Annotated in this window: 14 protein-coding genes; 11 read left to right on the top strand and 3 right to left on the bottom strand. The window is 73.1% G+C overall.

The annotated features are described in order from the left end of the window. Window positions 1–265: 265 nt before the first annotated feature. From AB0G32_RS29060 to cimA, 6 genes are all read left to right on the top strand, one after another. On the top strand, window positions 266–1354 hold the full coding sequence (locus AB0G32_RS29060) for a branched-chain amino acid aminotransferase (protein ID WP_361169567.1): 1089 nt from the start codon (window positions 266–268) through the stop codon (window positions 1352–1354). 65 nt (window positions 1355–1419) lie between these two features. After that, entirely contained in the window at window positions 1420–2310 is an 891-nt protein-coding gene (gene ureA / locus AB0G32_RS29055; protein ID WP_361169564.1) for an urease subunit gamma, read from the top strand. Further along, window positions 2307–3977 carry an urease subunit alpha gene (locus AB0G32_RS29050; protein WP_361169561.1) on the top strand — a complete coding sequence of 557 codons (1671 nt, stop codon included), beginning with the start codon at window positions 2307–2309 and terminating at the stop codon, window positions 3975–3977. The genes ureA and AB0G32_RS29050 overlap by 4 nt, the downstream gene beginning before the upstream one ends. A 21-nt stretch (window positions 3978–3998) precedes the next feature. Then, window positions 3999–5018 carry an agmatine deiminase family protein gene (locus tag AB0G32_RS29045; protein ID WP_361169558.1) on the top strand — a complete coding sequence of 340 codons (1020 nt, stop codon included), beginning with the start codon at window positions 3999–4001 and terminating at the stop codon, window positions 5016–5018. A gap of 13 nt (window positions 5019–5031) precedes the next feature. Continuing rightward, window positions 5032–5637 carry a TetR/AcrR family transcriptional regulator gene (locus tag AB0G32_RS29040; RefSeq protein ID WP_361169555.1) on the top strand — a complete coding sequence of 202 codons (606 nt, stop codon included), beginning with the start codon at window positions 5032–5034 and terminating at the stop codon, window positions 5635–5637. Between the two features lie 306 nt (window positions 5638–5943). Beyond that, window positions 5944–7551, top strand: coding sequence for a citramalate synthase (gene cimA / locus AB0G32_RS29035; protein ID WP_361169552.1), 1608 nt, complete (start codon window positions 5944–5946; stop codon window positions 7549–7551). On the opposite strand, the gene AB0G32_RS29030 is transcribed toward cimA, so the two are convergent. Then, entirely contained in the window at window positions 7472–8287 is an 816-nt protein-coding gene (locus tag AB0G32_RS29030; protein WP_361169549.1) for a hypothetical protein, read from the bottom strand. The genes cimA and AB0G32_RS29030 overlap by 80 nt on opposite strands. Before the next feature lie 159 nt (window positions 8288–8446). On the opposite strand from AB0G32_RS29030, the gene AB0G32_RS29025 reads away from it, so the two are divergent. Both AB0G32_RS29025 and AB0G32_RS29020 read left to right on the top strand, forming a co-directional pair. Continuing rightward, complete coding sequence (locus AB0G32_RS29025; protein WP_361169546.1) at window positions 8447–11467, top strand: glycoside hydrolase family 3 N-terminal domain-containing protein; 3021 nt, start codon at window positions 8447–8449, stop codon at window positions 11465–11467. Between the two features lie 80 nt (window positions 11468–11547). Continuing rightward, entirely contained in the window at window positions 11548–12921 is a 1374-nt protein-coding gene (locus AB0G32_RS29020; RefSeq protein ID WP_361169543.1) for a hypothetical protein, read from the top strand. A gap of 71 nt (window positions 12922–12992) precedes the next feature. On the opposite strand, the gene AB0G32_RS29015 is transcribed toward AB0G32_RS29020, so the two are convergent. Beyond that, on the bottom strand, window positions 12993–13922 hold the full coding sequence (locus AB0G32_RS29015) for a DMT family transporter (RefSeq protein WP_361169540.1): 930 nt from the start codon (window positions 13920–13922) through the stop codon (window positions 12993–12995). Window positions 13923–14000: 78 nt separating this feature from the next. Between AB0G32_RS29015 and AB0G32_RS29010 the strand changes: the two genes are divergently transcribed. Next, a complete protein-coding gene (locus AB0G32_RS29010; protein ID WP_361169537.1) occupies window positions 14001–14570 on the top strand; it encodes a helix-turn-helix domain-containing protein in 570 nt (189 codons plus the stop codon). On the opposite strand, the gene AB0G32_RS29005 is transcribed toward AB0G32_RS29010, so the two are convergent. Then, a complete protein-coding gene (locus AB0G32_RS29005; RefSeq protein ID WP_361169534.1) occupies window positions 14557–15114 on the bottom strand; it encodes a YceI family protein in 558 nt (185 codons plus the stop codon). The genes AB0G32_RS29010 and AB0G32_RS29005 overlap by 14 nt on opposite strands. Before the next feature lie 350 nt (window positions 15115–15464). On the opposite strand from AB0G32_RS29005, the gene AB0G32_RS29000 reads away from it, so the two are divergent. After that, window positions 15465–16235: an SDR family NAD(P)-dependent oxidoreductase gene (locus AB0G32_RS29000; RefSeq protein ID WP_361169531.1), complete on the top strand. Its 771-nt coding sequence runs from the start codon at window positions 15465–15467 to the stop codon at window positions 16233–16235. Window positions 16236–16283: 48 nt separating this feature from the next. Beyond that, window positions 16284–18608, top strand: a complete 2325-nt coding sequence (locus tag AB0G32_RS28995; RefSeq protein WP_361169528.1) for a polysaccharide lyase 8 family protein — start codon at window positions 16284–16286, stop codon at window positions 18606–18608. Window positions 18609–18728: the final 120 nt, after the last annotated feature.

The following is an 18728-nucleotide window of genomic DNA, read 5'->3' as shown; positions in this document are numbered from 1 at the left end:
CGCGCACTCGAAACCGCACCATTCGAAGCCGCCGGGTCCGGAAAACAAGGCACCCGGCGGCTTTCACCTGTCCCCGCCGGGTGCGACCATCGAAGCTGGGCCGCATTCACCCCGTTTCATCCGTCGTTTCAGCTGTGCCCGGCCGCGCGCGATAATCGAACGCGAGGCCGCGGCATGAGGGAATGCTCGGACGTCCTACCACTGGCCACTGGCAGTACGGGCGTGGAAGCGGCCCGTCACGACAACCGGTGAAGGACAACAATTCATGACCACGCCCACGATCGAGCTCAAGCCCTCCGCCAGCCCGCTGTCCGCCGCCGAGCGGGACGCGATACTGGCCGCCCCGGGGTTCGGCCGCCACTTCACCGATCACATGGTGACGATCAAGTGGACCGAGGGCCGCGGCTGGCACGACGGCCAGCTGGTGCCGTACGCCCCGCTCTCCCTCGACCCGGCCACGATGGTCCTGCACTACGCGCAGGAGATCTTCGAGGGGCTGAAGGCGTACCGCCGGCCCGACGGCTCCGTCGCCACCTTCCGGCCGGAGAAGAACGCCCGCCGCTTCCAGGCGTCCGCGCGCCGGCTCGGCATGCCGGAGCTGCCGGAGGAGGCGTTCGTCGCGGCGTGCGACGCGCTGGTCCGCCAGGACCAGGCGTGGGTCCCGGCGCACGGCGGCGAGGAGTCCCTCTACCTGCGCCCCTTCATGATCGCGACCGAGGTCGGCCTGGGCGTGAAGCCGGCCAACGAGTACCTGTTCCTGGTCATCGCCTCCCCGGCCGGCGCGTACTTCCCCGGCGGGGTGAAGCCGGTCTCCATCTGGGTCTCCGAGGACCGCGTGCGCGCCGTCCCCGGCGGCATGGGCGACGCCAAGACCGGCGGCAACTACGCGGCCTCCCTGCTGGCCCAGGCCGAGGCCGCCGCCAAGGGCTGCGACCAGGTCTGCTACCTCGACGCGATCGAGCGCGAGTGGGTCGAGGAGCTGGGCGGCATGAACCTGTACTTCGTGTACGGGAACAAGATCATCACCCCGACGCTGACCGGCTCCATCCTGGAGGGCGTCACCCGCGACTCGCTGCTCACCGTCGCCCGTGACCTCGGTTACGAGGCCGAGGAGGGCCGGGTCTCCGTCGACCAGTGGCAGCGCGACTCCGCCAACGGCACCCTCACCGAGGTCTTCGCCTGCGGCACGGCGGCCGTGATCACCCCGGTCGGCACGGTCAAGCGGGCCGACGCCGAGTGGCAGCAGGGCGGCGGCGAGCCCGGCGAGGTCACGCTGCGGCTGCGGCAGGCCCTGCTGGACATCCAGCGCGGCACGGCCGAGGACACGCACGGGTGGATGCACACGCTGGCCTGATTTTTTGAGTACCGCTCAAACCCTCCTTGCTTTAGAGTGCCGCTCTAAAGCAAGGAGGTGCCGTCGTGCGACTGACCCCGACCGAACGCGACCGGCTGCTGTTGTTCTCCGCCGCCGAGCTGGCCCGCGCCCGCAAGGCGCGCGGCCTGCGGCTCAACGTGCCGGAGGCGACCGCGCTGATCGCCGACACCGTCTGCGAGGCGGCCCGGGACGGCAGGCGGCTCGCCGAGGCCGTCGAGCGCGCCCGGTCCGTCCTCGGCCCCGACGACGTACTGCCGGGCGTCGCGGACGTGGTCACCGAGGTGCACGTCGAGGCGGTCTTCGACGACGGCTCCCGGCTGGCGGTCGTCACCGACCCGATCGGTGCCGGGACGGGGGCGGCGGCGCCGGGCGCGCTGCTGCCGGGAGGGGAGTACCAGGAACTCGCGGCGGCGCTGCGGATACCGGTGACCAACACGGCCGCCGTGCCGGTCTCCGTCACCTCCCACTTCCACTTCTTCGAGGCCAACCCGCGCCTCGACTTCGACCGGGAGCGGGCCTACGGGATGCGGCTCGCCGTCCCCGCCGGGTCCTCCGTCCGCTTCGGCCCCGGCGAGCGCGTCGAGGTCGGGCTCGTGCCGATCGGCGGGGCGCGGGTCGCGATCGGCTTCGCCGGACTGGTCGACGGACCGCTGGACGCGCCGGGCGCGCGGGCGGAAGCCCTGCGCCGGGCCGCCGCGTGCGGATACCTGGGTGCGGCGGGCGTGGCGGGTGCGACCAGTGCGACGGGTGCGACGGGTGCGGCCAGTGCGACGGGTGCGACCGGCGTGGCGGGTGCGACGGGTGCGGCCAGTGCGACGGGTGCGACCGGCGTGGCGGGTGCGACCGGTGCGACGGGTGCGACGGGCGTGGCGGATGCGACGGGCGTGGCGGGTGCCGCGGTTCCGGGCGACGCGGTTCCGGGCGGCGCCGAGTGAACCCGTACGAGTACGCCGCCACCCACGGCCCCCGGGCCGGCGACCGGCTCCGCCTCGGTGACTCGGGGCTGGTGATCCGCGTCGAGTCGGACGCGCAGCGGCCCGGCGACGAGTTCCTCGCCGGGTTCGGCAAGACCGCCCGGGACGGACTGCACCTGAAGGCCGCCGCCGTCCGCGACACCTGCGACGTCGTGATCAGCAACGTCGTCGTGATCGACGCGGTGCAGGGGGTGCGCAAGGTGTCCATCGGCATCCGGGCGGGCCGGATCTGCTCGATCGGCCGGGCCGGGAACCCCGACACCCTGGACGGCGTCGACGTCGTGACCGGCACCGGCACCACCATCGTCTCCGGCGAGGGCCTCATCGCCACCGCCGGGGCCGTCGACACCCACGTCCACCTGCTCTCCCCGCGGATCATGGAGGCGTCGCTCGCGTCCGGCGTCACCACGATCATCGGACAGGAGTTCGGCCCGGTGTGGGGCGTCGGTGTCAATTCGCCCTGGGCGCTGCGGCACGCCTTCGCGGCGTTCGACGCCTGGCCGGTGAACATCGGCTTCCTGGGCCGGGGCTCGTCCTCCGACCCGGCGCCCCTGGTCGAGGCGCTCGCGGAGGGCGGCGCGTCCGGGTTCAAGGTGCACGAGGACATGGGCGCCCACACCCGCGCCCTGGACACCGCCCTGCGGGTCGCCGAGGAACACGACGTCCAGGTCGCCCTGCACAGCGACGGCCTGAACGAGTGCCTGTCGGTCGAGGACACGCTGCGCGTGCTGGAGGGCCGGACCATCCACGCCTTCCACATCGAGGGCTGCGGCGGCGGACACGTCCCCAACGTGCTGAAGATGGCGGGCGTTCCGCACGTCATCGGCTCCTCCACCAACCCCACCCTGCCGTTCGGCCGGGACGCGGTCGCCGAGCACTACGGCATGATCGTCTCCGTCCACGACCTGAAGACCGACCTGCCGGGCGACGCCGCGATGGCCCGCGACCGCATCCGGGCCTCGACGATGGGCGCCGAGGACGTGCTGCACGACCTGGGCGCGATCGGCATCACCTCCTCCGACGCGCAGGGCATGGGCCGGGCCGGCGAGACGGTCCGCCGCACCTTCGCGATGGCCGGCAAGATGAAGGCCGAGTTCGGCGCGGACGGGGACGACGACAACGAGCGCGTCCTGCGGTACATCGCCAAGCTCACCATCAACCCCGCCCTCGCCCACGGCCTCGCCCACGAGGTCGGCTCCATCGAGGTGGGCAAGCTCGCCGACCTGGTGCTGTGGCGCCCGGCGTACTTCGGCGCCAAACCGCAGCTCGTCCTGAAGTCCGGCTTCCCGGCGTACGGCGTGACCGGCGACCCGAACGCGGCCACCGACACCTGCGAACCCCTCGTGCTCGGCCCGCAGTTCGGCGCGCACGGCGCGACCCCCGCCGAACTCTCCGTCGCCTTCGTCGCCCGGGCCGCCCTCGACCAGGGCGCCGACCGGATACCGACCCGCCGCCGCCGGGTCGCGGTGCGCGGCACCCGCGGCATCGGCCCGGCCGACCTGCGCCGCAACACCCGTACCGGACAGGTCGACGTCGACCAGCGCACCGGACTGGTCACCCTCGACGGCGAACCGGTCCGCTCGGCACCGGCCGACTCCGTCTCCCTCAACCGCCTGTACTTCCTCTAGCACCCCCGGTTAGGACCCCCGATGACCTACCGCATGCCGCCCGAGTGGGCCCCGCACGAGCGCACCTGGATGGCCTGGCCCGGCCCCAACCCGACCTTCACCGACGACACGGAACTGGCCGCGGCCCGCACCGCCTGGGCATCGGTGGCCCGCGCCGTGCGCCGCTTCGAGCCGGTGACCGTGGTGCACGGCCCCGGGCAGGGGGCGGGCGCGCGCGAACTGCTCGGCCCGGACATCGACCTGGTGGAGCGCGACCTGGACGACGCGTGGATGCGGGACATCGGTCCGACCTTCGTGACCGACGGGGCGGGCGGGCTGGCCGCCGTGGACTGGGTGTTCAACGGCTGGGGCGCCCAGGAGTGGGCCCGCTGGGAGCACGACACGAAGATCGCCCGGCAGGTCGCGGACCTCGCCGGGGTGCCGGTCCTGAGCAGTCCGCTGGTCAACGAGGGCGGCGCGATCCACGTCGACGGCGAGGGCACGGTGCTGCTGACCGACACCGTCCAGCTGGGCGCGGGCCGCAACCCCGGCTGGACCCGCGAGCGGGTCGAGGCGGAGGTGCACGCCCGGCTCGGCACCAGCAAGGCGATCTGGCTCCCGCACGGCCTGACCAGCGACTACGGGACGTACGGCACCCAGGGCCACGTCGACATCGTCGCCGCGTTCGCCCGCCCCGGCACCGTCCTCGTCCACACCCAGCGCGACCCGGCCCACCCCGACCACGCCCGGTCGCGCACGTACCTGGAGATCCTGCGCGGCGCGACCGACGCCCGGGGCCGCCGCCTGGAGGTGGTGGAGGTCCCCGCCCCCACCGTCCTGAAGGACGCGGCGGGCGACTGGGTCGACTACTCCTACATCAACCACTACCTCTGCAACGGCGGCGTCGTGCTCTGCGCCTTCGACGACCCGAACGACGAGCGGGCCGCGGACCTGTTCCGCCGCCTCTTCCCCGGGCGCACGGTGACGCAGGTGGACGCCCGTACGATCTTCGCGAGCGGTGGCGGCATCCACTGCGTGACACAGCAGCAGCCGAAGACCTGAGGGAGGCGCGAGGATGACCGGTGGCCGCAGACAGGCCCCGCCGCGCGAGGACGTGCTCGCCGCCGCCATGCGGATGATCGCCGAACGCGGCCTGGAGAAACTGACCATGGCCGCGCTCGGCCGCGAGGTCGGCATGAGCAGCGGCCACCTCCTCTACTACTTCCGCACCAAGGACGAACTGCTGCTGCGCACCCTGGAGTGGAGCGAGGGCCGGCTCGGTGCCGAACGGGCCCGGCTCCTCGCCGTCACCGGACCGGCCCGCGACCGCCTCGACGCCTACGTGTCCCGCTACCTCCCCGACGGCCACCGCGACCCGCACTGGACGCTGTGGCTGGAGGTGTGGAACCGCTCGCAGAGTGCCGCCGTCGACTCCGACGCCCGCGACCGGCAGGCCGCCATCGAGGGCGGCTGGCACCGCGACCTGGCCGCCCTGCTGGCGGAGGGCGTCGCGCGCGGCGAGTTCCGGCCCGTCGACCCGGACCGGTTCGCCACCCGGCTGCGCGCCCTGCTCGACGGCTTCGCCATCAACGTGGCGGTCGGACTGCGGGGCACCGACCGGGCGGGCGTGCTCGGCCACGTGCGGGAGTTCCTGGCGGAGAGCCTGTTCGCGGAAGCCTGAGCCGCGCCGCGCTCGCATCCTGAGACGGGTGGTGAACACCGGGGCGGGCTGTGCCAGACTGCCCCCGTGCTCTCGTTCGCCATGATTATTGGCAGCAGGCGCGCCGGTCCGCAGTGACCGCCACGTACGACCAGGTACGGGCGGACACCGTCGTCCTCGACCCGCGCGCAGACCTCTCGCACCCGCGAGAGGTTTTTCTGTTTCCTGGCCCACCCCAAGCCGGGAGTAGAGCGCGGGGGATCATTGACGGACGGTGGAACCGGTCATTCCGGTAGACCGAGATCCCATACAGGAGCCCTGAAGATCATGACCGCACCCAGCGAGCTGCTCGACGATTCGTTCCACGTCTTCGACACCACCCTGCGCGACGGCGCGCAGCGCGAGGGCATCAACCTCACCGTCGCGGACAAGCTGGCCATCGCCCGGCACCTGGACGACTACGGCGTGGGCTTCATCGAGGGCGGCTGGCCCGGCGCGAACCCCCGCGACACGGAGTTCTTCGCCCGCGCCCAGAAGGAGATCGACTTCCGGCACGCCCAGCTCGTCGCCTTCGGCTCCACCCGCCGGGCCGGCGCCAAGGCGTCCGAGGACCCGCAGGTCAGGGCGCTCCTTGAAGCCGGCGCCGAGGTGATCTGCCTGGTCGCCAAGTCGCACGACCGGCACGTCGAACTCGCCCTGCGCACCACCCTGGACGAGAACCTCGCGATGATCCGCGACACCGTCTCGCACCTGCGCGAGCAGGGCCGCCGGGTGTTCCTGGACTGCGAGCACTTCTTCGACGGCTACCGCGCCAACCCCGAGTACGCCAAGGCGGTGGTGCGCACCGCCGCGGAGGCCGGCGCCGACGTCGTCATCCTCTGCGACACCAACGGCGGCATGCTCCCCGCCCAGATCAGCGCCGTGGTCGCCACCGTGCTCGCCGACACCGGCGCCCGGCTCGGCATCCACGCCCAGGACGACACCGGCTGCGCGGTCGCCAACACCCTCGCCGCCGTCGACGCGGGCGCCACCCATGTGCAGTGCACGGCCAACGGCTACGGCGAGCGGGTCGGCAACGCCAACCTCTTCCCGGTCGTCGCCGCCCTGGAACTGAAGTACGGCAAGCAGGTCCTGCCCGCGGGCCGGCTCCGCGAGACCACCCGCATCTCGCACGCCATCGCCGAGGTCGTCAACCTCACCCCCTCCACCCACCAGCCCTACGTCGGTGTCTCCGCCTTCGCCCACAAGGCCGGCCTGCACGCCTCCGCCATCAAGGTCGACCCGGACCTGTACCAGCACACCGACCCGGCGCTGGTCGGCAACACCATGCGGATGCTGGTCTCCGACATGGCGGGCCGCGCCTCCATCGAGCTGAAGGGCAAGGAACTCGGCATCGACCTCGGCGGCGACCGCGAACTGGTCGGCCGGGTCGTCGAGCGCGTCAAGGAACGCGAACTGCAGGGCTACACGTACGAGGCCGCCGACGCCTCCTTCGAACTGCTGCTGCGCGCGGAGGTCGCGGGCGCCCCGCTGAAGTACTTCTCCGTCGAATCCTGGCGGGCGATCGTCGAGGACCGCCCCGACGGCACCCACGCCAACGAGGCCACGGTGAAGCTGTGGGCCAAGGGCGAGCGGATCGTCGCCACCGCGGAGGGCAACGGCCCGGTCAACGCCCTGGACCGGGCCCTGCGGGTGGCCCTGGAACGCATCTACCCGCAGCTCGCCAAGCTGGACCTGGTCGACTACAAGGTCCGCATCCTGGAGGGCGTGCACGGCACCCAGTCCACCACCCGGGTCCTGATCAACACCTCCGACGGGGCGGGCGAGTGGTCGACGGTCGGGGTCGCGGAGAACGTCATCGCCGCGTCCTGGCAGGCGCTGGAGGACGCGTACACCTACGGGCTGCTGCGGGCCGGGGTGGCGCCCGCCGAGTGATCCGGGCCCGCCCGGGGCTCAGGGCCGGTCGGGCCCGGCGCACGGGTCGCCGCACGGCGGCGGGGCCGCGACCGGCTGGCGGAACGTCCGGGCGGCGACGGGCCGCAGCCCCCAGCCGCGGCGGATCTCGTCGATCACGGCGCGTGCGCTGCGCGGCGACGTGCCGAGTTCCTGGCGGGCCCGCGCGAGCGCGCCGAGGTGCCCGCCGGGCCGCCGACGCCCTGCGGTCGCCGAAGTCGGGCGGGCCGAAAATCTGCAGCAGGGTGAGGCAGAAGTAGACGTAGGCGGTGGCTTCCTCCAGCAGGCGCCCCGCTTCCTCGGTGAGGTCGGCGCCGTCCTGCGCGGCGAGCTGGGTCAGCGCCTCGGTCAGCCGCCCGGTCCCGTGCCGGCAGCGCGTGGCGGCCAGGGGCGGCAGGCAGCCGGTCACGGTCCGGAAGGACAGCAGGACGGTCACGGACTCACCGCGCCACTCCTGCTCGGCGAGCAGGGTGCGGAACCCCTCCAGGGTCGCGGCGAGTTCCTCGACGATCAGCACCCGGGCCACCGCGGCCAGCTCCACCACCTCGGAGTCCTCGGCCTTGATCTCCATGAGGCGCCGGCCGTACCGGATCAGATCGCGGTGGACGCCCCCGGCCAGCGCGTGCGCCAGCGGAATGAAGTCCGCGCCGATCTCCGGTGCCCGTTTGACCAGTACCCGGGCCGATTCGTCGAGCGTGCAGGGCCGGACGTCCAGCAATATCCGGCGAACGGGACGTTCGGCACGGCCGGCCGATGCGCGGTGTCCGCGCGGACGCCGCCGGTCCTCTTGACGGTCGCATGGGGCACCAGTTAACTCACGCCCTGAACTAAGTCACCAGCAGTCTTGAGTCGGCTTACGAGAGTCGAGGGACGTTCCATGCGAAGAACCGCCCTGCTCGTCTGCGCCACCCTGCTCACCGGGCTCATCCCGCTCACCGCCGTCGGCGCCGCCGCGGCCGACGATCCCGTCCCGGTCCCCGTCGACCGCTTCGAGGGCGAGGTGCCGTTCGCCGCCCCGCCCGCCGAGGGCCTGTCCACCTGGGGCGGCGACACCGACGACCCGCCCGCCCTGTCGCTGGCTGGCCGCGCCGACGCCCCCGAGGGGGAGAAGGTGCTCTCCGGCACGTACGACATCAGCGGCTACGGCGGCTTCACCCACCAGTACGCGAACGCCGGGCCCGCCCACGACTGGTCCGCGCACCAGGGCGTGCGCTTCTGGTGGGAGGGCCACGCCAGCGGCAAGCGCGTCGCCTTCGAGATCAAGGACGGCGGTGCCAACGGCGACGCCTCCGAGCTGTGGACGACGTCCTTCGCCGACGACTTCACCGGCTGGCAGCAGATCGAGATCCCGTTCGCCGACTTCACCTACCGCACCGACTACCAGCCCGTCGGCGGCATCGACCAGGTGCTCGGCCTGACGGAGGTGTGGGGCTACGCCGTCACCCTCCCGGTCGGGATCAAGGGCGAGTTCGCCATGGACGGCGTCGAACTGTACGGCCGCGCGGACCAGTCGCTGCGCGCGGCCGTGACGACCGGGGCCGCCGTGTACTCGGTGGCCGAGGGCCGGACGGCGTCGGTGGCGATCACCGTCGGGACGACGGGTTCGGCTCCGCTGGAGGAGCCCGTGACGGTCGGCTACCAGACGGCGGCCGGCGGCGGCGCGGTGCCGGGCAAGGACTACTCGCCGGTCAGCGGGACGGTCACCTTCCCGGCCGGCACCGCCTCCGGCACCACCCGCACGGTGCGGGTCGAGACCCTGAGGGACCGTACCGCCGAGGAGGCCGAGACAATCCCGCTGGAGCTGACCGTCACCGGTGCCAAGGCCCCCGACGAGGACCCGGTGGTGGTCGTCGACGCCCACGGACTGCCGTACCTGGACACCCGGCTGCCGGTGCGCAAGCGGGTCGCCGACCTGCTGTCCCGGATGACGGTGGAGGAGAAGGCCGGGCAGATGACGCAGGCCGAGCGCGGTGCCATGACCGTGCCCGGTGACATCGCGTCGTACGGTCTGGGCTCGCTGCTGTCCGGCGGCGGCTCCACGCCGACGCCGAACACGGCCGAGGCGTGGGCGAAGATGATCGACTCCTACCAGCTGCGGACCCGGTCCACCCGGCTCCAGATCCCGCTGATCTACGGCGTGGACTCGGTGCACGGGCACAACAACCTGACCGGCGCGACGATCATGCCGCACAACATCGGGCTGGGCGCGACCCGCGACGCCGGTCTGGTCGAGCGGACCGGCGCGGTGACCGCCGCCGAGACCCGCGCCACCGGTGTTCCGTGGACCTTCGCGCCCTGCCTCTGCGTGGCGCGCGACGAGCGGTGGGGGCGGACGTACGAGTCGTTCGGCGAGGACCCGGCGCTGGTGGAGTCGCTGGAGACGGTGATCCAGGGGTTGCAGGGCCGGGCCGACGGCCGGGACCTGGACCGCTCCGACAAGGTGCTGGCCACGGCGAAGCACTTCGTCGGGGACGGCGGCACCACGTACGGCTCCTCGACCAGCGGCACCTACACCATCGACCAGGGCGTCACCGAGGTCAGCCGCCAGGAACTGGAGGCCGTGCACCTCTCGCCGTACTGGGACGCCGTCGACCGGGGCGTCGGTTCGGTCATGCCGTCGTTCTCCTCGCTCGACATCGCCGGGGACGGGCAGGGCCCGGTGAAGATGCACGCCCGCGCCGACATGATCAACGGGGTGCTCAAGGGGCGGATGGGCTTCGACGGGTTCGTGATCAGCGACTGGGACGCGCTGTACCAGCTCCCCGGTGACTTCGGCGCCCAGGTCCGGACCTCGGTCAACGCGGGCGTCGACATGATGATGGTGCCCTACAGCTACAAGGAGTTCGCCGGGACACTGACCGACGAGGCCGAGGCGGGGCGGGTGAGCGGGGCACGGCTCGACGACGCCGTCACGCGCATCCTGACCCAGAAGTTCGAACTGGGCCTGTTCGAGAAGCCGTACGCCGATACGGACGGCATCGCGGACATCGGTTCGGCGGCGCACCGGGCGGTGGCCCGGAAGGCGGCGGCCGAGTCGCAGGTGCTGCTGAAGAACGCGGGCGGCCTGCTCCCGCTGCGGAAGAACCAGAAGGTGTACGTCGCCGGGTCGAACGCCGACGACATCGGCAACCAGGCCGGGGGCTGGACCATCAGCTGGCAGGGGTCGTCCGGCGAGATCACGGACGGCACGACGATCCTCGAGGGGATGCGCGGGGCCGGGGGTGACGTGACGTACTCGAAGGACGCGTCGGCGCCGGTCGGCGGCTACGACGTGGGAGTGGTCGTGGTCGGGGAGACGCCGTACGCGGAAGGCATGGGGGACGTCGGCAACGGTCACGACCTGGAGCTGTCGGCAGCCGACCAGGCGGCCGTGGACAAGGTGTGCGCGGCCATGAAGTGCGCGGTGCTGGTGGTCTCCGGACGCCCGCAGCTGGTGGGCGACCGGCTCGGGGAGATCGACGCGCTGGTCGCCTCCTGGCTGCCGGGCACGGAGGGCGACGGGGTGGCCGACGTGCTGTACGGCAAGCGGGCGTTCACCGGGCAGTTGCCGGTGACCTGGCCGAAGTCCGAGGCGCAGTTGCCGATCAACGTCGGTGACGCGGCGTACGACCCGCAGTTCCCCTACGGGTGGGGCCTGAGCACCCTGACCCGCGTCCCGGCGGGCGGTGAGCCGACGCTGAAGGCGCTGGGTGTCGCCGCGCGGGCCGCCGAACGGGCCGGGGCCGACGCGGCGGGACGTGCGGTGGTCACCAAGGCGCGGCTGCTCGTGCAGCGGGAGGTGGGGGAGCGGATCACCTCGGCGGTGGCCGGGCCGTTCGCCGACGCGGACCACCTGGCGGTGAGCGGAAAGTACGGGGCGGCGGTCGCGAAACTGGCGACGGCGTACCGGGCCGCCTGAGGCGGGAGGGACACCGGCTGAGGTCGAAGCCGGTGTCCCTTCCGTTCCGTTTGGGGTGCTTTTTAAGGTACTTTCGAAATATGAGGATCGCATCGGTGCGTGTGCTCGTTCGCCTTCTGATCGCCCCGGTCGCCGCTTTGCTGGCGGTGTTGTCGGTGGGGATGATCGGTGCCTCCGAGGCGCGTGCTGCCACGGATGTGTCCGAGGTGGCCGAGGCGTTGCGCGAGAGTCCGGTGTATGTGGACCCCGCCGCCACCGACCAGTTCTCCAAGGCGGACGCGGACGCGCTGGCCGACAAGATCGAGGACGCGGACAAGCCGGTCTTCGTGGCGGTGCTGCCGGCCGACCAGCCGACGACGGACCTCTTCCAGAATCTCCGTACGGAGACAGGCGTGACCGGGCTGTACGGCATCCGGCTCGGCGACCGCTTCGACGCGCGGGCCGACAGCAGTGTGATGAGCCGGCAGGGCGTGGCCAACCTGGTGTCGGCCGTGCAGGGCGCCGGGGACACCAAGGCCCAGTTGAACGACTTCGTGGACGACGCGCTGCGGAACACGGGCGGGTCGGCGCCGAGCGGCTGGAGCGACGGCTCGAGCGACGGCGTGCCGGTGGGCGGACTGATCGCCACGGGTGCGGTGGTGGTCGTGGGCGGGGCCGGCGTGTACGCGCTGTCCCGGCGCAACCGGCGGCGGCACGAGGAGGAGCAGCGGGCCGCGCTGGAGAAGCTGCGGGTGGTGGTGGACGAGGACATCACGGCGTTCGGGGAGGAACTGGACCGGCTGGACTTCCGGCCGGGCGAGCCGGGCGCGGACGACGCGATGCGGGCGGACTACGAGCGGGCGCTGGACGCGTACGAGCGGTCGAAGGCGCTGATGGCCGGGGCGCGCCGCCCGGAGGACGTGCGGGCGGTGACGCAGGCGGTGGAGGACGGACGGTTCGCGCTGGCGCTGCTCGCGGCGCGGCGGGCGGGCGAGCCGCTGCCGGAGCGTCGGCCGCCGTGCTTCTTCGACCCCCGGCACGGCCCTTCAGTGGCGGACGTGGCGTGGACGCCGGTGGGCGGTGCCACGCGCGAGGTACCGGTGTGCGCGGCGGACCGGACCCGGCTGGCGGACGGGCGCGATCCGATGGTGCGGGAGGTCGACACGGACGGCGGCCGGCGCCCGTACTGGGAGGCGGGGCCGGCCTACGGTCCCTGGGCGGGCGGTTACTTCGGTGGCGGCATCCTGCCGGGGCTGCTGGTCGGCACGATGCTGGGCGGCATGATGGCCGGCCCCGCGTACGCGGCCGACTACGGCGCCGGGTACGGCGACTTCGGCGGCGGCCACGCGGGCGGTGACGTCTCCGGCGCCGACTTCGACTCCGACGACTTCGGAGGCGGCTTCGGTGGCGGTGGCGGGGACTTCGGGGGTGGCGGCAACTTCGGCGGGGGCGGGGACTTCGGCGGTGGCTTCTGAGCCGGCGGTCACCCGGCGGACGGGGCGGCTGAGGAGACGGTGAGTATCGGCCCGCCGGCGTCCCGCACTGGTCAGCGCGCTCGCTGACAAGCGGGGGACGGGGGAGCGGCGGCCGGGGAAGGGCGCGTCGGCCGAGTTCGGGACGGGGCGCGGCGGACGACGACGACGGCCGCGAGGCCGATCGCCAGCCCGACGGCGGTCGTCACACCGAAGTGCTCGCCGAACATCAGGGCGCCCCAGACGGCGGTGACCGGGGCCATCAGGAACATCAGGGTGTTGACCTCGGTGACCCCGGAGCGGCGCAGGATCAGCCAGTACAGGCCGTAGCCGCCGAAGGTCGGCAGCACCACCAGCCAGGCGGTCGCCAGCCAGAAGGAGGAGGTGGCGGGCGGCGTGGCGGTCCCGGTGGCCAGCCCCAGGACGGAGAACAGCACCGCGCTGGTCGCGCAGTGGATGGTCAGCGACGTGCGGGGCGGCACCGAGGTCCGCGCCCGGCCCTCCAGGAACGTCGCCGCCACCAGCGACAGCATGCCGAGGAGCGGGACCAGGTAGGCCCACCAGGCGACGTCCCCGCCCGCCGCTCCGGCGTCCGCCAGGGTGACCACCGTGACGCCGGTCAGACCGAGACCGAGGCCGAGCCACTGGCGGCGGGAGACGTACTGCCGCAGCAGTGGACCCGCGAGCGCGCCGGCCACGAGCGGCTGGACGCCGTCGATGAGGGCGGTCGTGCCGCTGGAGACGCCGAGCTGGATGGCGTAGTAGACGCTGAGCAGGTAGCCGCTCTGGGACAGGGCGCCGATCAGGATCTGGCGGCCGAGGTCGCGGATGCCGAGGGTCCGCCGGACCGATGTCCAGGACACGGCCAGCAGGACCACGGCCAGCGGCAGGAAGCGCCACATCAGCAGGGTCGCCGCGGGTGCCGTGCCCGCGCCGAGCTTGGCGCCGATGAAGCCGGAACTCCAGCAGACGACGAACGCGACCGGGAGGAGTACGGCGGTCATGTGGATCACCCCTAGTAGACAGTTCGGTTTACTGTCGTTCCCGGGTGCCCACTATACAGATCGGTATACGCTGGAGGTATGGAAGAGAAGCTGAAGCGTGTGCGGATGACGCCCGCCGCGCGGCGCGTACTGGACGCCGCCGAGCGGCTGTTCTACACGCACGGGATCCACGCCGTGGGGGTGGATCTGATCGCGGCCGAGGCGGGGGTGACGAAGAAGACGCTCTACGACCGGTTCGGGTCGAAGGAGCAGGTCGTCGTGGAGTATCTCGCCGGGCGGGACGAGCGGTGGCGGGCGTTCGTGGCCGCGCATCTGGCGCGGGCGGAGCCCGGGGCGGGGGTGCTCGCCGTGTTCGACGCCTCGCGGGAGTGGGCCGGGGAGTACGGGGCCAAGGGGTGCGCCATGGTCAACGCGCACGCCGAGATCAGTGACCCGGGGCATCCGGCGTACGCGGTCGTCGTCGCGCAGAAGGCGTGGATGCTGGAGCTGTTCACCCGGCTCGCGGGGGCGGAGGGGGCGGGTCGGGCGCTCATGCTGCTGCACGAGGGGGCGCTCGTGGCGCACGGGATGGGGGTGTTCCCGGACCCGTTCGGGGTCGCCCGTGAACAGGCCCGGGAGCTGCTCGGCGCCGGCGTCAGGCGTTCTTGATCGCCGAGATGTCGAAGACCAGCTTGATCTTGTCGGAGACCAGCACGCCGCCGGTCTCCAGCGCGGCGTTCCAGGTCAGGCCCCACTCCGAGCGCTTGATCTCGGCCTTGCCCTCGAAGCCGACCCGGTCGTTGCCGAACGGGTCCTTGGCGGCGCCGTTGAACTCCAGGTCGATGCTGAGCTGTTTGGTGGTGCCGAGGATCGTCAGGTCGCCGGTGATCCGGTAGTCGTCGCCGCCGAGGGACTCCGCCGAGGTGGAGCGGAAGGTCATCGTCGGATACTCGTCGGTCTTGAAGAAGTCGGCGCTCTTGAGGTGGCCGTCGCGGTCGGCGTTGCCGGTGTCGATGCTCTGCATCACCACGTCCAGGGTGGCGGTGGACTTGGCCGGGTCGGAGCCGTCCAGGTGCAGCGTGCCGGTGAAGTCGCGGAACTGTCCCTTGACGTTGGTCACCATGGCGTGCCGGGCCACGAAGCCGATCGTGGTGTGCGCCGGGTCCAGGGTGTAGTCACCGGTGAGGGCGGTCAGCTCGGGAGTGGTGCTCATGGCGGATCTCCTTTGGTTGAATGTTCAATGAAGTTCAACAGGAACGACCGTAGACCTATTCCGTACAAGGTTCAACATCATCCGCAAGGGTCGGTGGCGGAGCACTGGGACCGTATTCCCGTGCCGGGGCGGCGGGGCGCCGCACGGGCCGCCGGGTACGCCGGCTGGCGCACCCGGCGGCCCCGATGGGCGGACCCGGCGCGCGGGCGCCGGCCGGCCGGGGTGATGGTGTCGGGAGCCGAGATGTCGCCCGGGAGGCTCCCGTGACCCAGCCAGGCCCGCCTTCCCTCCGCAGGTCCCTCGACCGGTCCCGGGGCAAGCGATTCGCTGACGCGTTCGAGGGGGTGTCGGTGCGTGCCGCCGGTGACGACGGCTCCGGCCGGCCCGTGCTGCTCGTCACCGGCGCCTCGTCCGGGATCGGGGCCGCCGTCGCCCGGCGGTTCGCGCTGGGCGGCTGGCGGCTGCTGCTCAGCGGCCGGGACCGGGGGCGGCTGGCCGAGACGGCGGCCGGCACGGGCGGGCTGGCGCTGCCCGTCGACCTCGCGGAGGCCGACGGGCCCCGGGCGCTCGCCGCGTCGGCACTCGCGGCGGCCGGGCGGATCGACGTCCTGGTGGCCGGGGCCGGTGTCGGCTGGGCCGGGCCGTTCACCGCCATGCCGCCCGCCGCCCTGGAGCAGGTGCTGTCCGTCAACCTCGGTGCCACCCTCCGGCTGGTCCACGAGGTGCTGCCGGCCATGGTGGCGGCGGGCCGGGGGCGGGTGGTGCTGGTCGGCTCGGTCGCCGGGAGCGTCGGCGTACGGCAGGAGGCGGTGTACTCCGCCAGCAAGGCGGGGGTGGCCGCGTTCGCGGAGGCGCTGCGGCAGGAGCTGCGGGGCACGGGCGTGGGGGTGACCCATGTGGTGCCGGGGGTGGTCGAGACCGCGTTCTTCGAGCGGCGTGGTGCGCCTTACCGGCGCTCGTGGCCCCGGCCCGTCGCACCCGGGCGGGTCGCCGGCGCGGTCTGGGGCGCGGTGCGGGAAGGCCGGGACGACGTGCATGTGCCGGGCTGGCTCAGTGTGCCGGGGCGGGTGCGGGGGCTGGCGCCCGGGCTGTACCGCCGACTGCTGCACCGCTTCGGCTGACGGGGGCGGACGCGTCCTTTCCCGGCCGGCGCATACGTGATAGACGGCATGAACATGACCTTGTCGTCCCGTCGTGCCGTCCTGTTCGCCGCCGCCCTCGCCGCCCTCCTCACCCCGGCACCGCCCGCCCGCGCCCGCGCCGCGGCGGACCCGTACGACGTCCTGCGCCGGCGCTGGCTCGACCTCTCCCTCGGCACCGGCTACGACCCCGCCGCCGAGCCGTACGCCACCCGCCTCGCCCGGACCGGCGAGACGGCCCGCGCCCACCGGGCGGCGATGGCGCCGACGGCCGGCTCCCTGTGGCCCGGCGTCCCCTTCGACCCGTCCGCCGGGGTGACCACCAGCTACGGCCGGCTGTGGACGATGACCCAGGCGTACGCCCAGCCCGGCACCGGCTGCACCGGCGACGAGACCCTCCTCGCCGACCTGCTGCGCGGCCTCGACCACCTCGCCGCCACCGTCTACCACCCCGGCACCACCCCCTACGGCAACTGGTGGGACTGGCAGATCGGCAGCCCCCGCCTCCTCACCGACATCGCCGCCGTCCTCCACGACCACCTGGGCGCCGACCGGATCGCCGCCGCCTGCGCCGCCGTCGACCACTTCATCCCGGACACGGCGCTCACGGCGTACACCGGTACCTCCACCGGGGCCAACCGCGTCGACCTGTGCCGTTCGGTCGCCCTGCGCGGCGTCCTCGGCCGGGCCCCGCGGAAGATCGCCCTGGCCCGCGACGCCCTCTCCCCGGTCTTCCCGTACGTCACCGAGGGCGACGGGCTCTACGCCGACGGGTCGTTCGTGCAGCACACCTGGGTCGCGTACTCGGGGACGTACGGGCAGGTCGTGCTCGACGGGCTCGGGCGGCTGTTCGCGCTGCTGGCCGGGTCCGAGTGGGAGGTGACCGATCCCCGGCGGGGGACCATCCTCGGCAGCGTCGAGCACGCCTACGCGCCGCTGATCCTCGACGGACTGGTCATGGACTGCGTCAGCGGGCGGGCCGTCAGCCGGGGGCGGGCCAAGGGCGACGGGGGCGTGCTGCGCGGTGATCACTACCACGGGCAGCAGCTCATCGCCGCGATCGCGGTCCTGGCGAGCGCCGCGAGCGCGGCCGAACGGGAGCGCTGGTACGCGCGGATCAAGGGATGGATCGAGCGGGACGCCGTGTCTCCCGTCCTTACGGCTCCACAGTTCGGGGTGGCTGATCTGGCGCGGCTGCGGACCATCGCCGAGGCGCCGGTCGCGGCGGCTCCCGAGCCGGTCGGGCACCGGCTGTTCGCGGCGATGGACCGGGCCGTCCACCGCCGTCCCGGCTTCACCGCCGCCCTGTCCATGGCCAGTGACCGCATCGCCCACTACGAGTGCGGCAACGGAGAGAACCCGCGCGGCTGGCACACCGGCGCCGGATGGCTGGCCTGGTGGCCGGCCGGGCGGCACGGGGACCAGTACACCGACTGGTACTGGCCGACCGTGGACAGCTACCGGCTGCCCGGTACGACCGTCTCCACCCGCCGGCTGGCCGACCGGGCGGGCGGCGAGTGGGGCGAGCCCAAGCCCGACGTGCGCTGGGTCGGCGGGACGACGGACGGCGAGTACGCGGTGGTCGGGCAGCACCTGAAGGGGCTCGGGTCGACGCTGGAGGCGCGCAAGTGCTGGGTCTTCGCCGATGACGCCGTGGTGTGTCTGGGGGCCGGGATCGGCTGCGCGGACGGCGTGCCGGTCGAGACGGTCGTCGACAACCGGAATCTGGGGGAGGGCGGGGCGGCGGCCCTCACCCGGGGCGCCGACTGGGCGCACCTGGACGGACACGGCGGCTGGGTCGTGCTGGACGGCGCCGCGCTGCACACCCTGCGCGAGGACCGCGCCGGCGCCTGGTCCGACATCAACGCCGCCGGCTCCGCCGAGCGCCGCACCCGCCGCTGGCAGACCCTCTGGCTGGACCACGGCACCGACCCGGCCGACGCGACGTACGCCTACGCGGTGCTGCCGGGGGCGTCGCGGACGGCCGTCGTGCGCCGCGCCGCCGACCGGAGCCGGCTGTCGGTTCTCGCCAACGACCGGGACCGGCAGGCGGTGCGGGTGCCCGCGCTGGGCCTGACCGCCGCCGTCTTCTGGCGGGCCGCTGCCGTGGGGCCGCTCGGCGCGAGCGGCGGGGCGAGCGTGCTGGTCCGCCGCCGGGGCCGGACCGCCACGCTGCACATCAGCGAGCCGCCCCGCACCGGCCGACCGCTGGAGATCACCTGGGACCACCCGGTGGGCGCGCCGGTCCGGGCCGACGAGACGGTCGAGATCCTGGCCACGGGCCGCCGGCTGCGGCTGCGCGTCACTCCGGGGACGGTATGCGCCACCCATGAATGTGAGGTGACTCTCAGCTGACGGCTTTGTGCGACTTCTACAACGAGCGGACCCTCTGAGCAGTCGAAACGGCTGCATACCCCGATGGTTCTGTTCAGGTGTACCAGGAAAACCCGCCGGAGACTGTACGGAGTCGACGGC

The sequence above is a fragment of the Streptomyces sp. NPDC023723 genome, from assembly GCF_040639815.1.
Taxonomy (GTDB): domain Bacteria; phylum Actinomycetota; class Actinomycetes; order Streptomycetales; family Streptomycetaceae; genus Streptomyces.
The sequence above is the reverse complement of the archived record's forward strand: the minus strand, read 5'-3'. Positions and strand labels throughout refer to the sequence as shown.

Excerpts from the sequence above, each read along its gene's own strand:
- AB0G32_RS28995 (WP_361169528.1), top strand. The coding sequence starts at position 16,284 with ATGAACATGACCTTGTCGTCCCGTCGTGCCGTCCTGTTCGCCGCCGCC.
- cimA (WP_361169552.1), top strand. The coding sequence starts at position 5,944 with ATGACCGCACCCAGCGAGCTGCTCGACGATTCGTTCCACGTCTTCGAC.
- AB0G32_RS29045 (WP_361169558.1), top strand. The coding sequence starts at position 3,999 with ATGACCTACCGCATGCCGCCCGAGTGGGCCCCGCACGAGCGCACCTGG.
- AB0G32_RS29060 (WP_361169567.1), top strand. The coding sequence starts at position 266 with ATGACCACGCCCACGATCGAGCTCAAGCCCTCCGCCAGCCCGCTGTCC.
- AB0G32_RS29025 (WP_361169546.1), top strand. The coding sequence starts at position 8,447 with ATGCGAAGAACCGCCCTGCTCGTCTGCGCCACCCTGCTCACCGGGCTC.
- AB0G32_RS29005 (WP_361169534.1), bottom strand. The coding sequence starts at position 15,114 with ATGAGCACCACTCCCGAGCTGACCGCCCTCACCGGTGACTACACCCTG.
- AB0G32_RS29040 (WP_361169555.1), top strand. The coding sequence starts at position 5,032 with ATGACCGGTGGCCGCAGACAGGCCCCGCCGCGCGAGGACGTGCTCGCC.
- AB0G32_RS29015 (WP_361169540.1), bottom strand. The coding sequence starts at position 13,922 with ATGACCGCCGTACTCCTCCCGGTCGCGTTCGTCGTCTGCTGGAGTTCC.
- AB0G32_RS29020 (WP_361169543.1), top strand. The coding sequence starts at position 11,548 with ATGAGGATCGCATCGGTGCGTGTGCTCGTTCGCCTTCTGATCGCCCCG.
- AB0G32_RS29010 (WP_361169537.1), top strand. The coding sequence starts at position 14,001 with ATGGAAGAGAAGCTGAAGCGTGTGCGGATGACGCCCGCCGCGCGGCGC.